General features: G+C 63.2%; 17 protein-coding genes. 7 read left to right on the forward strand and 10 right to left on the reverse strand.

Annotated features, from left to right (window positions below; all coding sequences use genetic code 11):
* Nucleotides 1–22 precede the first annotated feature (22 nt).
* From fepG to RA302_RS21150, 3 genes are read right to left on the reverse strand one after another with little or no spacing between them, the layout of a single operon-like run.
* On the reverse strand, nucleotides 23–1,072 hold the full coding sequence (gene fepG, locus RA302_RS21140) for an iron-enterobactin ABC transporter permease (protein WP_003946259.1): 1,050 nt from the start codon (nucleotides 1,070–1,072) through the stop codon (nucleotides 23–25).
* The gene (locus tag RA302_RS21145; RefSeq protein ID WP_243617544.1) at nucleotides 1,069–2,196 is read right to left on the reverse strand and encodes a Fe(3+)-siderophore ABC transporter permease; all 1,128 of its coding nucleotides are present in this window, start codon (nucleotides 2,194–2,196) and stop codon (nucleotides 1,069–1,071) included. The genes fepG and RA302_RS21145 overlap by 4 nt, the downstream gene beginning before the upstream one ends.
* Nucleotides 2,193–3,080: a siderophore-interacting protein gene (locus RA302_RS21150; protein WP_223304402.1), complete on the reverse strand. Its 888-nt coding sequence runs from the start codon at nucleotides 3,078–3,080 to the stop codon at nucleotides 2,193–2,195. The genes RA302_RS21145 and RA302_RS21150 overlap by 4 nt, the downstream gene beginning before the upstream one ends.
* A 257-nt stretch (nucleotides 3,081–3,337) precedes the next feature.
* On the opposite strand from RA302_RS21150, the gene RA302_RS21155 reads away from it, so the two are divergent.
* The gene (locus RA302_RS21155; RefSeq protein WP_235867842.1) at nucleotides 3,338–4,996 is read left to right on the forward strand and encodes an ABC transporter ATP-binding protein; all 1,659 of its coding nucleotides are present in this window, start codon (nucleotides 3,338–3,340) and stop codon (nucleotides 4,994–4,996) included.
* Nucleotides 4,993–6,750, forward strand: a complete 1,758-nt coding sequence (locus RA302_RS21160) for an ABC transporter ATP-binding protein (protein ID WP_243617543.1) — start codon at nucleotides 4,993–4,995, stop codon at nucleotides 6,748–6,750. The genes RA302_RS21155 and RA302_RS21160 overlap by 4 nt, the downstream gene beginning before the upstream one ends.
* A gap of 43 nt (nucleotides 6,751–6,793) precedes the next feature.
* Here the strand turns inward: RA302_RS21160 and RA302_RS21165 are convergent, their stop codons facing one another.
* Complete coding sequence (locus RA302_RS21165) at nucleotides 6,794–7,618, reverse strand: AraC family transcriptional regulator (protein WP_003946247.1); 825 nt, start codon at nucleotides 7,616–7,618, stop codon at nucleotides 6,794–6,796.
* Nucleotides 7,619–7,757: 139 nt separating this feature from the next.
* Here RA302_RS21165 and RA302_RS21170 point away from each other — a divergent pair, with 139 nt between their 5' ends.
* Nucleotides 7,758–9,248, forward strand: a complete 1,491-nt coding sequence (locus RA302_RS21170; protein WP_070159697.1) for an acetyl-CoA acetyltransferase — start codon at nucleotides 7,758–7,760, stop codon at nucleotides 9,246–9,248.
* 80 nt (nucleotides 9,249–9,328) lie between these two features.
* Here RA302_RS21170 and RA302_RS21175 read toward each other — a convergent pair whose 3' ends face one another.
* Nucleotides 9,329–10,567 (reverse strand): HNH endonuclease signature motif containing protein, encoded by a 1,239-nt coding sequence (locus RA302_RS21175; RefSeq protein ID WP_243617542.1) that lies wholly within the window; start codon nucleotides 10,565–10,567, stop codon nucleotides 9,329–9,331.
* A gap of 218 nt (nucleotides 10,568–10,785) precedes the next feature.
* Here RA302_RS21175 and RA302_RS21180 point away from each other — a divergent pair, with 218 nt between their 5' ends.
* Together RA302_RS21180 and RA302_RS21185 are read left to right on the forward strand one after the other, a co-directional pair.
* The gene (locus tag RA302_RS21180; protein ID WP_243617541.1) at nucleotides 10,786–10,941 is read left to right on the forward strand and encodes a hypothetical protein; all 156 of its coding nucleotides are present in this window, start codon (nucleotides 10,786–10,788) and stop codon (nucleotides 10,939–10,941) included.
* Nucleotides 10,942–11,205: a hypothetical protein gene (locus tag RA302_RS21185; protein WP_256261672.1), complete on the forward strand. Its 264-nt coding sequence runs from the start codon at nucleotides 10,942–10,944 to the stop codon at nucleotides 11,203–11,205.
* Here the strand turns inward: RA302_RS21185 and RA302_RS21190 are convergent.
* The 4 genes from RA302_RS21190 to RA302_RS21205 form a co-directional block, all read right to left on the reverse strand.
* Nucleotides 11,202–13,010, reverse strand: coding sequence for an ABC-F family ATP-binding cassette domain-containing protein (locus RA302_RS21190; protein WP_003946255.1), 1,809 nt, complete (start codon nucleotides 13,008–13,010; stop codon nucleotides 11,202–11,204). The genes RA302_RS21185 and RA302_RS21190 overlap by 4 nt on opposite strands.
* Nucleotides 13,010–13,945 (reverse strand): 4-(cytidine 5'-diphospho)-2-C-methyl-D-erythritol kinase, encoded by a 936-nt coding sequence (locus RA302_RS21195; RefSeq protein ID WP_042921272.1) that lies wholly within the window; start codon nucleotides 13,943–13,945, stop codon nucleotides 13,010–13,012. Before RA302_RS21195 ends, RA302_RS21190 begins: the two co-directional genes overlap by 1 nt.
* Nucleotides 13,946–14,026: 81 nt before the next feature.
* Nucleotides 14,027–14,803, reverse strand: a complete 777-nt coding sequence (locus RA302_RS21200; RefSeq protein ID WP_070160291.1) for an ABC transporter permease — start codon at nucleotides 14,801–14,803, stop codon at nucleotides 14,027–14,029.
* A gap of 37 nt (nucleotides 14,804–14,840) precedes the next feature.
* A complete protein-coding gene (locus RA302_RS21205) occupies nucleotides 14,841–15,836 on the reverse strand; it encodes an ATP-binding cassette domain-containing protein (RefSeq protein ID WP_083291455.1) in 996 nt (331 codons plus the stop codon).
* Between the two features lie 97 nt (nucleotides 15,837–15,933).
* Here RA302_RS21205 and RA302_RS21210 point away from each other — a divergent pair, with 97 nt between their 5' ends.
* Nucleotides 15,934–16,902, forward strand: a complete 969-nt coding sequence (locus RA302_RS21210) for a YafY family protein (RefSeq protein WP_042449230.1) — start codon at nucleotides 15,934–15,936, stop codon at nucleotides 16,900–16,902.
* 96 nt (nucleotides 16,903–16,998) lie between these two features.
* Here the strand turns inward: RA302_RS21210 and RA302_RS21215 are convergent, their stop codons facing one another.
* A complete protein-coding gene (locus RA302_RS21215) occupies nucleotides 16,999–17,202 on the reverse strand; it encodes a cold-shock protein (RefSeq protein WP_003946232.1) in 204 nt (67 codons plus the stop codon).
* 314 nt (nucleotides 17,203–17,516) lie between these two features.
* Between RA302_RS21215 and RA302_RS21220 the strand changes: the two genes are divergently transcribed.
* Nucleotides 17,517–17,726 (forward strand): heavy-metal-associated domain-containing protein, encoded by a 210-nt coding sequence (locus RA302_RS21220; protein WP_003946267.1) that lies wholly within the window; start codon nucleotides 17,517–17,519, stop codon nucleotides 17,724–17,726.

The following is a 17,726-nucleotide window of genomic DNA, read 5'->3' on the forward strand; positions in this document are numbered from 1 at the left end:
CTGTTCCTCGTTCCTTCACCGATCACTGCTTACGTGCCTCTCGCGCGAGAAGCCATACGAAATAGATGCCACCGATGGAGACGGTGACGACGCCGACCGGCAACTGTGTCGGCGCGAAAGCTCGCTGCGCCACCCAGTCGCTGACCATCAGCAACGCGCCACCCATTGCTGCCGACGGCAGCAGGGTCACTCCGGCACTACCGGTCAATCGCCTCACCAACTGCGGAGCCGCAAGAGAGACGAACCCGATGGGACCGGCCGCTGCTGTCACCATGGCCGTCAGGGCGACGCCGAGAACAACCAGGGAAAGCCGCGTGGGTTCGGCCCGGACGCCGAGCGCCTTGGCGGCGTCGTCGCCCATCTCGAGCATCTGCATCCGCCTGCCCAACACCAGGATCAGCGGAACGAGGATGGCCAGCACGACGACCACCGGCCACACCTGAGTCCAGCCGAGTCCGTTCAACGAACCGGCACCCCACACTGCGGCAGCCATGGCGTCGTCAAGTTTCGCCTTGAGGATCATCCAGGTGTTGACCGAGCCCAACATCGCGCTGATGGCGATACCGACGATGATCAACCGGAATCCCTGCACACCTCGCTTGTACGCAAGGAGATAAACAACTGCTGCGGTGGCGATTCCGCCCACCAGAGCACCGACTGCGATCTCGTAGTAAGTACCACCGATGAGGAGGATGACCACCAGAGCGCCCGTGTACGCACCGGAGTTGAAGCCGATGATGTCCGGGCTACCCAACGGGTTCCTGGTCAGCGATTGGAAGATCGCACCGCTCATACCGAGCGCCGCACCGAGCATCAGCGCCAACAGAACTCGGGGCAGACGCCATTCCACGACGACCATGTGGATACGCGCGGGGGCTTCGCCGAACAGTGCACCGAGGACGTCCCCGATCGGCACTTGGTAGTCACCACTACCGAGCGCGATGACACCGATGGCCAATGCAAGCGCAACGAGGACGAGGCAGACTGTGACCGTGCGGACGTCGATCCGCGCGGACCAGCCTTCTTTGGGTGAGCGCACCACCGTGGTGGCGCGCCCGAAATCGATGCTCACAGACCGCTCACCTTGCTTCGACGCACCAGCATGATCAGCACCGGAGCGCCGATGAAGGCCGTGACGATGCCGACCTGAAGTTCACCCGGGCGCAGCACGATTCGGCCGACGACGTCGGAGAAGAGAAGAAGAATCGGCGAGCACACCAACGTGTACGGGAGAATCCATCGCTGATCCGGTCCGACGAACCATCTCGCGACGTGCGGAACCATCAAACCGACGAATCCGATCGGCCCGGCCGCAGCTGTCGCCGCGCCGCACAGCAATGTCACCGCGATGACACCGAGGATGCGAGTACGAGTGATGTTGGCACCGAGCGAACGTGCCAGATCGTCACCCAGGGCCACCGCGTTGAGTTGGCGCGCCAACGCGAGCGCCAGGAAGAGCCCGATGAGAATGAACGGTGCGACGGCGAGAACGATTTCCAACGAACGCCCGCTGAGTGAGCCGGCATTCCACTGGCGCATCTGGTCGAAGGCGGTCGGGTTGAGCAAGGTGATCCCGGACGAGATGCCGCCGAGCACGGAGCCGATGGCAACACCGGCAAGCGTCAGCCGAATGGGCGTCGCACCACCTCGACCGATCGAGCCCAGCGTGTAGACGATCGCCGTGGCTATCACCGCTCCGAGGAAAGCGAACCATATGTACGACCAGATGCTGGTCAAGCCGAAGACCGCGACGGCAACGACCATCGCGAAGCCCGCGCCGGCATTGACACCGAGAATTCCTGGATCAGCCAAGGGATTTCGTGTCATCGCCTGGATGAGGCCACCGGCCACACCCAGTGCCATACCGACTATCAGACCGAGCAGAGTACGAGGTAGCCGCAGGTCACGGATGATCACGTGATCGTTCGAGTCGTCGTAGTTCACCAGCGCGTCGATCACGGTCCCGAACGGAATGGTCTTCGATCCCACCGCGATACTCAGAAGGAGCACGGCGGCGAGCACCACCAGGCACACCAGAAGACCCGCCATACGACGAGAGTTGGTCGATACCAGGCCGTCCGGTTGCTTCTGCTTCTCTTGCAGCGACTCGTCGATCAGTTCTTCGGTGTGTTTGTCGACTGCACTCTCGTCCGCCGCACCGCTGTCGACAGCACTCTTGTCGAATCCAACGGTCACAAGCCGGCGCTCTCTAGAGTCTTCTCGACCTCGTCGCGGATCTCTTCCTCGTCGCGGTCCGATTCCCAAGCCGCATCGAGTGCCGCGCGGACACTTTCGTCGAGGGCCTCGTACTTCGCGTTCCACACCTCGGCTTTGTACGTCCAGTAGCCGATGACCTTGTACTGCTCACCCGGCAACTTCAGTTCGTGGCGAAGGTACTTGCGGATGTCACGGAGCATCGTGCTCTCGCCTGCAACCCACACGTATCCGAGTTCGGTGGGCAAGTTCATCGCGCGAACCGCGTCCGGCAACTTCGACGGTGCAACACCGTTGCCACTGCCGACCAGCCAGATGAACTCGACGTCGGCGTCCGAGGTGATCTGCTGCTTGTGAGACTCGTCCACCACCTCGACGATCGCCTTGGCCGACATCCCGGCGGGCAACTGTTCGATCAAACGCCCGAGTGCGGGGAGTCCAGTCGCGTCGGCGACGAACACCTGCCAGCGTGCGTCGGCCGGGGGCTCGTAGAGGCCACGAGACTCGCCGATCGCCAACTTGTCACCGATCTCGGCCTTCTGTGCCCAGTCGCTGGCGATACCACCCTCGTGAACGACGAAGTCGATCGTCATGCGGCTGGTTTCGGAATCGAACCGTCGCACGGTGTACGGCTGGCACGGGGACGGTTCCTCTCCCTCCGGGTATCGCCAACCGCGCGGTGCATCCGGATCTTCCGCCGGAAGAACGAACTTGCCTGTAGCCGGGACCGGGAAGTGGAGGCGCAGGTATTCGTCACCGGTACCGGTGGTTTCGAAGGCGGTCAGCTCCTCCCCACCGAACACGATACGAACCATTCCCGGGGTCACGTACTCCTTGTGAAGTACCTCGCCGAACACAAGACTCACAACAATCTCCAACATCGATGGAACATGAACCGGACCCGAACACGAGGATCCATCCGACTTCCGGACATAGTTAACCCGTGCTAAGTAAGGTAGACCTTAATTTATTGCAGTGTCGTCGATGAGTCGATGCCTTCTCCGCTGCAACGGGGCCAACTACTATCGCAATTCGGCCAACGCAATACGTATGGCCTGTTCACGACAAGTATTGGCACCGGTGTGACTTCTGACTACCGCCCACGATCCCTAGCGTGGACCCAGTGCCTTCGACACCACTTCTTTCGGCCGAGACAAACGGTCCCCCAACCAGCCCGGCGATCACGCCGCGTCAGGTAATCACACGCGCGATCGCTTCCGAAGGTCGCGGAGCCAAGCTGGCGGCCGCGTCCGTCGGCTTCACCGGCCACCAGGTCGCGGAAGCGTTGGTGCCGGTGGTGATCGGTGCAGTGATCGACCGTGCTGTGGCGACCAGCGATGCCGCAGCGCTCGGAAAGTGGATCCTCGTTCTCGGAATTCTCTTCACCGGCTTGTTGCTCAGTTGGCGCTTCGCGGCGCGCATCTCCGATTCCGTCACCGAGCACGGAGCACATCGCTTGCGGATGGACATCGCGCGCCGAGGCCTCGATCCGCACGGCATGTCGCCGCGGCGTATGCCGGGCGAGGTCTACTCGATTGCAACATCCGACGCGGGTTCGGTGGCCGGATTCACGCACACGCTGAGCACCAAACTTGCGGCCGCCTGCGGAGTGCTGACCGCCGCGATTTCGCTACTGGTGATCTCGGTGCCACTCGGCCTGCTCGTCATCCTCGGCACTCCCCCGGTGCTGGCTCTCATGCAGGTGGTCAGTCGGCCGCTCGAACGCCGAGCCGAAACCGATCAATGGCAGGGCGCCAAGGCCGGCGCGCTAGCCGCAGATCTACTCTCCGGACTCCGAATCCTTTCCGGAATCGGCGCCGGAGATGCTGCAGCGCAGCGGTATCGGGGAGCCAGCCGGACTTCGTTGGAAGCAACCCTTCGCGCACAGAGATACCAAGCGATGTACTCCGCCGCCAACGTTGCGATCGCCGGCGCTTTCCTCGCCGTCATCGCGTACGTGGGCGGACGGATGGCAGCGTCCGGGAGCATCTCGGTCGGTGAATTCGTTGCCGTGGTTGGTCTGGCACAGTTCCTTCGGGGTCCGTTGATCGACATCATCTACTTCGGCGCCGGTCTGGCACGGGCGCGTGCTTCCGCCAACCGCGTCGCAGCACTTCTCGGGACCACCGAGGCTGTGACTCCCGCGGGTGAACCTGTGTCCCTGAATCACTCCGAGTTCCTGACGCTGCGCGACGTCGTGTTGGCCGGAGCGTCACCAGTCGATCTCGACGTCAAACGCGGCGAGATCATCGGCATCGTCACCGAGAATGCCGCCTGGGCGGATGCGTTGGTCGACGCACTGGCGCGTCGAATCGAGCCTTCGAGCGGAACAATTCATCTCGGCGACAACGCCATTCACGAGCTGCACATCGACGAACTTCGCACTCACGTTCTGGCAGCACCGCACGACGCGGCACTGTTCATCGGCACAGTCGGCGACAACATCGACGCCCTCGCACCGATCGGCAGCCGCAACGACGAGGCCATCGCCGCTGCTGCGGCAGATCAAGTGATCTCGGCACTGCCGCTCGGCCTCGCAACCCGAGTCACCGAGCAAGGGAATTCTTTGTCCGGCGGTCAGCGTCAGCGCATCGCGTTGGCGAGGGCACTGGCGAGCGAAGCTCCCGTCCTGGTGCTGCACGATCCCACCACTGCCGTCGACTCCGTCACCGAAGCGCGCATTGCTCGCGGGATCGCCGAGGTACGCGGGGCACACGCCACAATACTTCTGACCAGCAGCCCCGTGCTGCTCGATATCTGCGATCGGGTGATCGAGCTGTGAACGAACTACTCCCCACCGCAACACCGAAACAGGCGCGGCGCGCGGCACTTCGGTTGATGGGACCCCACCGAATTTCCGCGATCGCAGCAGTCGTCACCCTGACCGCCGCGACCGCGATCGGTCTGCTCACACCGCTGGTCCTCGGCGCCATGGTCGACGCCGTGACCGAGGCAGACGGCGACGCTGTCTCTCGCATCGGCACACTGACTCTCGCGTTGGTCGGTATCGCGGTTGCCTCATCCCTTCTCGTCGGAGTGAGCAACTACCTGCTCGCCGGCGTCGGCGAGCGCGTTGTCGCCGACCTTCGCGAAGAAGTTGTCGTCCGGGTTCTCGACCTTCCGCAGAGCGACGTCGAACGGGCCGGGCGCGGAGATCTCGTCTCCCGCATCACCGGCGACGTGCGGTTGGTGACCCGGGCCGTATCCGAAGCACTTCCGGTTTTTGCCACCGCGGCACTGACCATCGTGTTGACGCTGATCGGATTGGGTAGCCTCGATTGGAGATTCGCCGTCGCCGCGGTGATCGCGGCACCCATCCAGATCCAGGCGCTGCGCTGGTACCTCTCGAGGTCGGCACCGGTCTACCGCGAGGAGCGGGAGGCAGAAGGTGCACGTGCGCAACAGCTCCTGGACTCGCTGAGCAACTCCGACACCGTCGGATCGCTTCGCCTGGCCCAGCCGCATCTCGAACAGATCGAATCTCGATCGATGACGGCCGTCCGGCTGAGCTTGTTGACCACGCGTCTACGCACCAGGTTCTTCGGCCGGCTCAACATCGCGGAGTTCATCGGCCTGTCCGCTGTGCTGATCACCGGCTTCTGGCTGGTGAAGGACGGTCAGATCAGCATCGGTGCCGCCACCGCCGCAGCCCTGTTCTTCCACCGCCTCTTCGATCCGGTGGGCGCGGTTCTCAGCGTGTTCGACGAATTGCAGGAAGGCACAATCGCGTTGGCTCGCCTGGTCGGAGTCACGCTTGCGCCCGTGCCATCTGCACCGACCGATCCGCAGGAACCTGTCGACAGCTCAGCTTCTTTGGAACGCGTCACATTCTCGTACCGAAGCGGCGACGCTCCTGTTCTGCGAGACATCGACATCACCATTCCGGCAGGAACCGTCACCGCACTGGTGGGCGCTACCGGAGCCGGAAAATCTACAGTCGCAAAGCTGATCGCGGGAACCTACGAACCGACCGAAGGCGTCGTGAAGATCGGGACGGTGCCCCGGAACGAACTGCCACCGTCGACATCTCGGAGCGCGGTGGCCCTCGTGACTCAGGAGGTCCACGTCTTCGCCGGCACGTTGGCCGAGGATCTGCGGCTGGCCGACCCGTCGGCAACCGACAACGACATCACCGCGGCGCTCGATACCGTCGGCGCGTCGGATTGGCTGCGGGCTCTCCCGGACGGACTCGAAACCGTGGTCGGAGACGGTGGACACCGGCTGACCGCAACACAGGCACAACAACTTGCGTTGGCAAGAATCGAATTACTGGATCCGCCGCTGCTGATTCTCGACGAGGCGACCGCCGAAGCGGGCAGCGCCGGAGCCAGGGTCCTCGACGATGCCGCTCTCGCTCTGACCCGAGGTCGCACTGCTGTCACAGTGGCACACCGACTCTCACAGGCCGTCGACGCCGATCAGATCCTGGTGATGGACGACGGCCGCGTCGTCGAGCACGGCACTCACGACGAGTTGGTCAACCTCGGGGGTCGGTATGCGGAGCTGTGGGAAGCGTGGTCCGCTCCGCGGAGTTGACCGCGACGGTTGCACCGAGCACTTCCGCCCGGTGCAACCCAACTCATGCGTGCAGAAGGTACGGCACCGATTCGGGCGCCACACTCCCCTTGTTCATCATGCTGCCGGGTGTGCGGCCGGTGACCCGGCGGAACACCGCGACAAAGGCACTCGGAGTTTCGTATCCGACCCGCCTACTGACAACCGAAACCGGCACTCCAGCAGCTAAATACGTCAATGCTGCGCGGACACGTACCTGTATTCGCCACTGCGCAAAAGTCATTCCAGTGCCCTGCGCGAACACGCGCGTCAGCGTACGGACGCTACCGCCAGCCGTCAGCGCCCATTCGGACAGCGACCGCTGGTCTGCCGGATTGGCGACCAACGCTTCGGCGACGAACAACGCTCGCGGATCGGTCGGCATCGGAACCTCCACCGCAGCAACTTCGAGCGGCTGCAACATGTCGAAGGCCACCCGCTCGGCGCGACTGCGCGCCTCGTCGGGCATGTTCCGCCGATGCATGTGCAGGAGTACCTCACGCAGGAGAGCGCTGACACCGAACAAGCCCGGAACACCCGACGGCGCGGCGTGAGCCTCGGGCCGGAAGTAGGTGCAGAAGAACTCCGTACCCGGACCTGCCTTCACGGCATGCAACGCCCCGGCAGGCAGCCACAGTCCGGCCGAAGGCGGAACCTCCCAGGTGATGCCGTCAGCGACAACCGTGAGCATTCCACCGGAGTTTCCCCAGATCAGCTCATGTTCAGGATGACGATGCGGGGCCCACTGCCGCTGATGAGAGAGCTTCAGAGTCACCGTTGTCATCGAGTAGGGGTGATCGATGGAACGCGGCCCCACGGGCACCGAAATTCTCTCTGCCACAGCTGTCATGAAGACGAGTATAGGACTTTCGTTAGGCATACCTAAATAGGAACCCGAAAATTGTTGACTGTGACCCCAGAGTTACACATACCAGGGTCCCCGATATCGTGACTGCAACTCCCGGCTACGGGTCGGCAACGAGAGGTACATGATGGTTGACGCATCACGAATCCCGGTCATCGTCGGCGTCGGCGATCTGCGCTGGAATCCTGCCGACGGGCACCGCGAACCCCTCGATCTGATTCACGACGCCACCGTCGGCGCGTTGAACGACAGTGGACACGCTGAACTGGGAACACAGATCGATTCCGTGTTCGCGATCAAGACAGTCAGCTGGTCGTACGACGATCTCCCCGGGCTGCTTGCCTCACGATTAGGCGCGACCCCCACGGTCACCTCTACCTCGCCGATCGGTGGCCACTGGCCCGCGGCACTCCTCGATCGGATCGGCGCGGCCATCGCTCGCGGTGAATCCTCGGCTGCTCTGCTCGTGGGCGGCGAATCGCACGCCAGCAGCACCGCGCTGCGAAAGTCCGGAGTCGCCCCCGACTCGATCGGGTGGACAGCCGCGCCCGGTGGGCCTCCCGGATTCGATCCGACCGACCTGGGAAGCCCCGAAATGCAGCGCGCCGGTTTCATCGTGCCGACTCGTGTCTACCCGCTCTTCGAGAACTGTTTCAGTGCTGCCGAGGGCCACGATGCCCGTGAATCGCTCGACTGGTCCGCGCGGATGTACGCCGCGTTCTCGGAACTGGCTTCGAAGAATCCCGCCTCCTGGACGTCGGAGATCCGATCGGCAGACGAGATCGGCACCGTCGGCCCCGGCAATCGGATGGTCTCCGAGCCGTACCCGCTGATGCTCAACGCCATGCCTTTCGTCAATCAGGCTGCGGCCGTTGTCGTCTGCTCGTTGTCGACGGCCCGCGAGTTCGGGATCGATGAAAACAAGCTGGTGTACCTCTGGGGCGGCGCAGGTGCGAGTGATCCGTTGGACATACTCAGCCGCAACAGCTTCGACAGCTCGGCCGCGATGCATGACGCCGTACATCGCACACTCGACGGTGCCGGAGTCGGCGCCGACGCACTCGACATCGTCGATGCCTACAGCTGCTTCCCGATCGTGCCCAAGCTGTTGATCCGCGAACTCGGACTTCCCGATACCGCGATCCCAAGCGTCACCGGAGGACACTCGTTCTTCGGCGGACCGCTCAACAGCTACACCCTGCATTCCGTCGCTGAAGTCACCAGGCGAATTCGCGACGGCGCGAACCTTGCCCTCGTCCACGGCAACGGTGGATTCCTCACCTACCAGCACTGCGTACTGCTGTCGTCCGCCGCTCACGCTGGCGGGTACGTCGGTGATCCCGACGCACGCGCGCTAACTGCGGAGGTTCCGGAACTGATCACTGATTACACGGGCACGGCGGAAATAGTTACGGCCTCTGTCGAATACGGCCGCACCGGGGAGCCTGAGATCGGGTTCGTGATCGCGGCAACGCCGGACGGCGGCCGCGTCGCCGGTCACACCGGTCCCGAGAATGCCGCCGAACTGACCCAGCTTCGCGGTGACAACCCTCCGTCGATCGGGCGAACTGTTCACATCAGCGACGAGAACGGGCGACTCACGCTCACGTTCTGACAGTAGCGTTCTGACAGTAGACAGCCGTGAGCACCGGGGCATGGTGATGCCCCGGTGCTCACGTCTTCAGTTGTCGCGGTTCACGCCGCTGTGGGTGGGCTGTTCCCGCCGATCGGCTGCTGATACGGGTCGATCGACATCGGTGGATAGAACACTGTTTTCCGATCCGGCCCGATCTCCACCCGCCATTCGGTGTGGTGCATCGTCCGATGATGATGACCGCACAACAGAACCAGGTTGTCGAGATCTGTTGGGCCACCATCGTTCCAGTGAACAATATGATGAGCATCGCACCACCCCGACGGCGTTCCGCATCCCGGAAACGCACACCCACCATCACGAACCGCCAACGCCCGCCTCTGCGGCACCGTCGCCGTTCGCGCTTCCTTACCGCACTCGAGCGGAACACCATTCTCATCCAACAAAATCCGCGTCACGGTGCAGTCGCACGCCAACATCCGCGCGGTATCGATACTGATCGGACCTACCCAATCCGTCCACGCAAACCCGAGTTCATCGGTCGACGGCAGCAAGTCCTTCAACGCTTGCAGATCCGTCATGTCTTTCGCGCTGGCGGTGACCGTGATGTGCGGTTTCACCCCGCCCTCGATCGGGCCCAACCCCGCCCGCTCATACCGGCGCAACAACTCACAAAACCCGTCCGCACGCCGCAGCGCCGGGGTGCGGGTGTCCTTCACGCCGTCCTTCTCCGGTATCGGCGCAGACAGGCTCGACAACAACGTGATCAGACGCGCCCCGTTCACCGCATCCAGATCACCCTTCACAGTTACTCTGCCGTACAGGCCCTTCGACGCGTAGAACTCGTTCCGCTCCGAATCTTCCCCGACCGGAACGCCGTCCTCACGCTTGCCGTACTGCTTCTCGATCCGCCGAATCGCCGCCCGCACCGCATCACAATCCGCAATGTTCTTCGACGCCAAACCCAACAGAATCCCGCGAGCCTTGTCCACATCCGCCAGGGTCATGTTCTTCGGCGGATGCTGACAAAACGACGCCACCTGCCGCGCCTTCAACGCATCAACGTCACCACGATGAAACGCATCCGCGACAACCGGTTCGAGCATCAACAACCGCGCCAACCCGACCAGCAGACTGCACTCACCGATCTCCAAATTCGTCGAACCATGCAACCACTGCGCGATCGCCCGAAAACCCTTCCCGCCGAGAACCTCCCGGGAAAACATCTCCACGATCAACAACACCATCCGCGACTGCAACTCGTGCCGGGCGCGCACCAGATCCAGAACCTCACCCTTGAGGCCCTCGCCATCCAGCTGCCACGCTTCCCGACTGTCCATACTCAAAGTCTAATCGAACACACTTTCGATAACCAGAGACAAACCGGACAACTTCGGGAACATGAAGACTCGAGACCTGTTGAAGTACATCAACATTCGCCTAGTCGTCCAATATCGCGCGATAGAAGACATACCCCGCAAAACACGCAATCGCAACAACGCACAGCACGAGCAGGATGTCGAAAAAGACGGGCCGGGTTGGGTTTCGAGCCTGGTCGATGAGAGGCGTCGAAGACGAGGCGGGCGTGCCACACGGCAGCGCACGGCACTACTTCGCAAACCAGCGTGGACTGATAGTCGAGGTGGTGCGGCATCTTCTGGACGGCGATCTTCCTCGCCCGGGCGAGACGCCGAAGCAACAGGTGGCCCGGTGACTGGGGCCGGAGTCCGGTCGCACTCGTGCTCGCTACGAACTGATCATCGCGGCATTCCACGATCCCGACCTCGCAGTGGAACTGGTGCGTGGTCGGGATCGGTTTGTCGACATCTTGATCGAACGCGGCATGACCTCGTCCGATGCAGCGGAATTGGTCGCAGCACTGGACGGGCTCGTTCTGGACGCACTGCTGCGCCGGCATGCTCCGGAAACCCTGGATCCAGAGCGAACCTTCAAGAGGTTCGGGGCGAAGTTCCCCTAGCCGTCCAGCTCGGCGAAGAGCTCCATCCACTGCTCTTCGGCGGCTTCCTTGTCGGCGATGACCTGCTTGAGTTCGGCGCCGAGCTTCTGCAGCTTGTCCGGGTCGGTGGCCGCGTCGGCGAGGGAAGCGTGCAGCTTCTTCTCTCGGTCGTCGAACTTCGCAATGGACCGCTCGAGCTTTGAAAGTTCCTTGCGTGCAGCGCGATCCGCGGCGCCGTCGCGGACCTGCTTGCTCTTCGACGCACCACTCGCCGTCGAAGCCACCGACGGGTTGTCGCCATCCCCCATTGCTGCGCGCCGACGCAGGTAGTCCTCGATACCACCGGGCAGGTTGGTGAGCTTGCGGTCACCGAAGAGCGCCCAGGTGGTGTCACAGATGCGCTCGATCAGGTACCGGTCGTGCGAGATGACCACCATGGTGCCCGCCCAGCCGTCGAGCAGATCTTCGAGTTGCTGAAGCGTGTCGATGTCGAGATCGTTGGTCGGCTCGTCGAGAAGCAGGACGTTGGGCTCGGCCATGAGGACACGTGTCAACTGCAGACGTCGGCGCTCACCACCGGAGAGATCACCGACTGGGGTGCGCTGACGCGCCGGTGTGAAGCCCAACCGCTCAGCCAGCTGACCCGCCGATACTTCCTTGTCTCCCAGCGTGATTCGCTCGGCTACATCCTTGACCGCGTCAAGTACGCGCATGTCGGTCGGTAGATCGTCGAGTTCCTGCTTGAGCCAACCGATGTGGACGGTCTGCCCCTGAATTCGCTTGCCTGCTGCCGGCTCGAGTTCACCGGCCAGAGTCCGCAGCAGAGTCGTCTTGCCCGAGCCGTTGACACCGACCAGGCCTACACGCTCACCTGGAGCGAGACGCCAGGTCAGATCCTCGACGAGTACACGGCCGTCCGGAGTCTCCAGACGCGCGTCTTCGAGTTCGATGACAACCTTGCCGAGCCGACGCTGCGCGAACGACGCAAGAGCGACCGCGTCACGAGGTGCCGGAACGTCGGCGATCAGGGCCTCTGCGGCCTCGATGCGGTACTTCGGCTTGGACGTACGGGCCGGCGCACCGCGGCGCAGCCATGCGAGTTCCTTGCGCGCAAGGTTGCGTCGACGCTCTTCGGAAGCGTCAGCCTGACGCGAGCGCTCGGCGCGAGCGAACACCCAGTCGTTGTAGCCACCCTCGTAGCTTTCGACGCCGCCGCCGACAACCTCCCAGGTGCGGGTGGCGACGGTGTCGAGGAACCAGCGATCGTGGGTCACGACGACAAGCGCGCTGCGACGCGAGACGAGGTGCTCGGCCAACCACTGAACACCTTCGACGTCGAGGTGGTTGGTGGGCTCGTCGAGCACCAGCAGGTCGAGGTCCTGAACCAGGGCCGCAGCGAGAGCCACGCGGCGACGCTCACCGCCGGACAGGCCGTCGACCTTGGCGTCCAATGCGGACCGCTCGCCGCCGGCGCCCAGGTTGTCGATGCCGATACCCGAGAGCACCGAACGGATGCGCGCGTCGCCGGCCCATTCGTGTTGCGCCACTCCGAGCGGCCCCAGGACCACTTCACCGACAGTGGAGCCGGGGGGCAGTACACCGCGCTGCGTCACGACGGCCATACGCAATCCGCCGACGCGGCTGACGCGTCCCGAATCCGGCTGCTCCACACCCGCGAGGACTTCGAGCATGGTCGTCTTACCGCCACCGTTGAGGCCGACGACGCCGATGCGCTCGCCCTCCTCGACGCCCAGGGAGACCCCGTCGAGCAACGGCTTGACGCCGAAAGACTTCGACACGTTTTCCAGATTGATCAGATTCGCCATCAGTGCTGTCCCTTTGCCGCATTGTCGAGTATTCGTGCTCCGGGAACGGGTCCGCTCGCCACGCGAACGGTGCGGCACACCCCCGCTCCCGCAAGTTCTGCGCTCACTTCCACCGCGGACTGTGCGTCGGCGCAGAGAAAGGCGCACGTCGGTCCGGAGCCGGAGACGATGCCGGCCAAAGCTCCGGCTTCGACGCCCGCTCGAAGCGTCCGTCGTAGATCCGGGTTGAGTGAGAGTGCCGCCGCCTGCAGATCGTTGCCGAGCAGCGACGCAAGCAGATGAGCGTCACCCGTGGTCAGTGCCTGGATCAACGCATCGGCGCTCCCCACCCGTTTCGGGGAGCCCTCTGCCCGCAGCTTGTCCAGCTCGCGGAACACGACCGGTGTGCTCAAGCCACCCTTCGCCAGCGCCAACACCCAGTGAAAAGTGTGGCGGGTCAACACGGGGACAAGTTGTTCGCCGCGGCCGGTTCCGAGGGCAGTGCCACCGTGCAGCGAGAACGGAACGTCACTCCCGAGGCGTGCCGCAAAAGCGTCGAGATCAGGCCGCGAGAAGTCGAGCTTCCACAAAGCATTGAGCGCAACCAAAGCGGCGGCTGCGTCGGCACTCCCGCCGGCCATTCCGCCTGCGACGGGGATGCCTTTCTCGATGACTATCTCGACGTTCGGGGCCACGCCACCCTCGACGGCGAGCATCTCGGCGGCACGCCACACGAGGTTGGTGCGATCGGTCGGCACGGCCGCGGCGTCGTCGCCGATCACCCGCACGGTCAAGGTGTCCGCAGGCGCCACCGTGAGGGTGTCTGCCAGCGACAATGCCTGAAAAACCGTCGTCAGCTCGTGATAGCCGTCGTCTCGCAGGTCCCCGACGGCAAGGTGGAGATTCACCTTGGACGGGGCCCGGACGACTACGGGGCGTGGAACGACGGAGAGCACAAGGAACAACAATAGGCGCTGCGAACACCTGGGCGAAAACCTGCGACCGCAGCAGCCCGTCCGACAGCCAGCACACCCACGCTATTTCACCGCGCGCACACCTACGCCCAGACCGACCACCGCCACGCCCAAGGCGGCGACGATTCCTGCCAGAACGCTGCTCGACGCGAAGTCTCCGGCAAAGAGTGCCCGCTCGGCGTCTACGACGTAGCCGAGCGGATTGATGTTCACGAGGACCTTCATCCAACCTGGTGCGTCCTCGAGTGGAAGCATGGTTCCCGACAGGATCAGGAGCGGGAACATCAGCGTCTGCTGAACGACCCAGAACATCCAATCCTGCTCCCGCACAGCCAGAGCGAGAGCGTACGAGAGCGCACCGAGTCCGACGCCGAACACTCCCAGCAGGACTATCCCGAGCGCGGCTCCCGCTGCATTGACGTCCAATCCGAGCGGAAGTGCGACCAGAATGATCAGAATCGCCTGCGCGGCAAGCGGAACCATCTCCTTGCACGCTCGCCCGATCAACAAGGACGAGCGTCGGAGCGGAGTCACCAACATTCGCTCGTGCGATCCCTGCTGCATCTCCATCAGGAGGTTGGAACCGGTCATCGTCGTTCCGAAGATCGCGATCATCACCAACACACCGGGAATGAACCAATTCCATACGCCGTCACCGGTACCCGGAACCCTTTTGAGCAGAGGCCCGAACAACGCCAACAGGATCAGCGGCTGGATGAGGCTGAAGATGACGCTGACCGGGTCACGCAACATCGGTCGCAGTTCACGGCCCATCACGATCGCGCTGTCTCGAACGATGTTGCCGTGCGCGCTACGTGGGGTATCGAGTGTGATTGTCATGGCGGGTTCCTGTTCGTCGTAGTTCTTCGTCGTAGTTCTAGGAAGCGACCGCGGCGGCGCTCTCGCGCAGGCTGCGGCCGGTGAGAGTGAGGAAAACGTCGTCGAGAGTCGGCCTGGTGATGTCGGCAGTAACTGCGCGGGCGCCGCGGGTATCGGCTTCACGCAGCAATACCGGGAGCGTCGAATCACCCTCGCCGGCACGGATACTCACCGAGTTTGCCTCGACCGTGACGTCACGCACAGTGACAAGTTGCTCGGCCACCGACGCCGCGATGCCGGCCGCTTCGGCACTGTCGAAGGTGAGCAGAAGATGATCCCCCGCGAGATCCGCTTTGAGTGCGGCAGCGGTGTTGTCCGCGATGACAGTGCCTTCGTCGATGACGATGACCCGCTCTGCCATCGAATCCGCTTCTTCGAGGTAGTGCGTGGTCAGCACGATCGTGGTGCCCATCTCGCGCCGCAGCCGGAGGATGTGGTCCCAGAGGTTGGCCCGACTCTGCGGGTCCATGCCCGTGGTCGGCTCGTCGAGGAACAGGAGCGGTGGGCGATGGACCAGGCCGAGGGCGATATCGAGCCGCCGTCGCTGCCCGCCGGACAGCGTACTGACCTTTCTAGTACCCAACTCGGTGAGTTCGAGATCACGCAGCAATTCGTCGGCCCGGACCTGCGAGTCGCCCTTGGGCATTCCGTAGCACAACCCCTGCGTCACCAACTCGTCGCGAACCCGCTGGTTGTGGCCGGCTCCGTTCCCCTGTCCGACGTATCCGAGGCTGGAGCGCACCTCGTTTCGTGCCGCAGCGATGTCGAATCCCGCGATCCGCGCAGTACCGGAAGTGGGCTCGAGCAAGGTGGTCAGCATGCGCAACGTCGTCGATTTTCCGGCACCGTTCGGCCCAAGCAAGGCAACCAACTCGCCCTCCGCTACGTCGAGAGTGACTCCCTTGACTGCTTCCACGAGCTTCTTGCCCTGGGCGAAGTGCTTGGTGAGCGCCTTCGTCTCGATCATCGGTCCGCCGTCGTTGATGCGACTCATGATGTGGCCCCAATTTCTTCTCGATTGGTCGGATGCGGACCAACCTAAATTCAATTGAGGACGCATTGGGTCCTAAATGTTTGGCAGACTTCTGGCCATGAAGGAGACATCGGCTCGCCTACTGCGGTTGCTGTCACTGCTCCAGACGCGTCGAGACTGGTCCGGTGCCGAACTCGCAGACAAGCTCGCGATCACCCCGCGCACGGTTCGACGTGACGTGGACCGCCTCCGCGATCTCGGCTACCCGGTCGACGCGACGGTCGGCGTCGGCGGTGGATATCGCCTGGGAGCGGGCGCGGAGATGCCCCCGCTACAGCTCGATGACGAAGAAGTGCTCGCGGTGGCGCTCTCGTTGCAGTCCGGAGCGACCGGCTCTGTGGTCGGCATCGGCGAGGCTTCGATGCGCGCGCTGGCGAAGCTGCGGCAGATCATGCCGTCGAGGCTGCGACACCGTCTGGAGTCGCTGTCGATCGATGTCGTGCCACGCGAGCCCGCCGCGAGCGCAGTCGATGCGTCGGTACTGTCCGCCATCGCATCCGTATGCCACAACCACGAGCGATTGAGATTCGACTACAGCACTCACGACGGCACCCAGAGCCGACGCGAGGTGGAACCGTACAGGCTCGTGCGGTCGGGTGTTCGGTGGTATCTGGTGGCCTGGGATCTCGCTCGCGAAGACTGGCGGTCGTTCCGCGTCGACCGGATGGAACCCAAGATCCCCACCGGCCCACGATTCGTGCCGCGGGAACTACCCGCCGGTGGTGCAGCAGACTTCGTGTCCCGCGGTGTCGCTCGGGCCTATTCCTCCACGCGCGCAACAGTTCTACTGCATGCACCCATCGAGCAGATAGCACCCATGGTCAACGAACAGTGGGGATCGGTGGAGTCCACCGACGAAGGGCGTTGCGTCATAGTGCTTTCGGGCACTTCTCTGCGATCGATCGCACACTGGCTCAGAGCTTTCGACGTCGATTTCACCGTTGTGAATCCACCTGAACTCCGCGAGGAATGCCGCACGATCGCGGCGGAAACGGCAGTCGCCACTCAGCGGTATCTCGATGCATGACAGCGTTTTTCACCCAAATACAACAAGACCCCAACTCCGAAGAGTTGGGGTCTTGTCAGTACGTCATGCGTCGGTTGCCCGACTCACATGGACGTCTTAGACGATGGTAACGCCGGTGGCCTGCGGGCCCTTGTTGCCCTGACCGATCTCGAACGCCACGCGCTGGTTCTCCTCGAGAGTGCGGAAGCCGCCACTCTGGATCTCGGAGTAGTGAACGAAGACGTCAGCACTGCCGTCTTCGGGAGCGATGAAGCCGAACCCCTTCTCGGAGTTGAACCACTTCACGATGCCCTCTGCCATGTAAATCTCCTCTAACACAGTGTCAACAGGCAGTCGCTTCGACCGCCCGGGTCACTTACTACGACCGTTCTGAGACAAATCCGTGGAGGATGTCCAAACGCTCGCAACCTAACCATTTGCGAGCGTGGAAACACAAACACAAACACTTACGACCACCACAAGTAGACCACACATCCGCCGTGTTGTCTTCCTTGAGGCCTTCATCACTGCCCAGCCCGTTGACAGGCATACCCCCTGGGGGTACCTTCGATTGCAGAGCGATACCTACACCGGGTATCCGTAAAATAAGCTTTCCACAACCGAAGGGATCTGCGATGACCACCGCCGAATACACCGTTTCCGGAATGACCTGCGGACACTGCGTCGGATCCGTCAAGGAAGAGATCGGCAACATCGCGGGAGTAACCGCGGTGGATGTCGAACTGGCGAGCGGACGCGTCGTCGTCACCAGCGATGCTCCCGTCTCCGCAGCCGACGTCGTCGCAGCAGTCGACGAAGCCGGCTACGCAGTCGTACCAAGCTGA

This window comes from Rhodococcus sp. DN22 (assembly GCF_036669995.1).
Lineage (GTDB): Bacteria > Actinomycetota > Actinomycetes > Mycobacteriales > Mycobacteriaceae > Rhodococcus_F > Rhodococcus_F erythropolis.

Bases quoted from the DNA above. Each gene is read 5' to 3' on its own strand.
- RA302_RS21220 (WP_003946267.1), top strand. From the start codon at position 17,517: ATGACCACCGCCGAATACACCGTTTCCGGAATGACCTGCGGACACTGC.
- RA302_RS21180 (WP_243617541.1), top strand. From the start codon at position 10,786: ATGAGAGGCGTCGAAGACGAGGCGGGCGTGCCACACGGCAGCGCACGG.
- RA302_RS21165 (WP_003946247.1), bottom strand. From the start codon at position 7,618: ATGACAGCTGTGGCAGAGAGAATTTCGGTGCCCGTGGGGCCGCGTTCC.
- RA302_RS21205 (WP_083291455.1), bottom strand. From the start codon at position 15,836: ATGAGTCGCATCAACGACGGCGGACCGATGATCGAGACGAAGGCGCTC.
- RA302_RS21190 (WP_003946255.1), bottom strand. From the start codon at position 13,010: ATGGCGAATCTGATCAATCTGGAAAACGTGTCGAAGTCTTTCGGCGTC.
- RA302_RS21175 (WP_243617542.1), bottom strand. From the start codon at position 10,567: ATGGACAGTCGGGAAGCGTGGCAGCTGGATGGCGAGGGCCTCAAGGGT.
- RA302_RS21200 (WP_070160291.1), bottom strand. From the start codon at position 14,803: ATGACAATCACACTCGATACCCCACGTAGCGCGCACGGCAACATCGTT.
- RA302_RS21170 (WP_070159697.1), top strand. From the start codon at position 7,758: ATGATGGTTGACGCATCACGAATCCCGGTCATCGTCGGCGTCGGCGAT.
- RA302_RS21210 (WP_042449230.1), top strand. From the start codon at position 15,934: ATGAAGGAGACATCGGCTCGCCTACTGCGGTTGCTGTCACTGCTCCAG.
- RA302_RS21215 (WP_003946232.1), bottom strand. From the start codon at position 17,202: ATGGCAGAGGGCATCGTGAAGTGGTTCAACTCCGAGAAGGGGTTCGGC.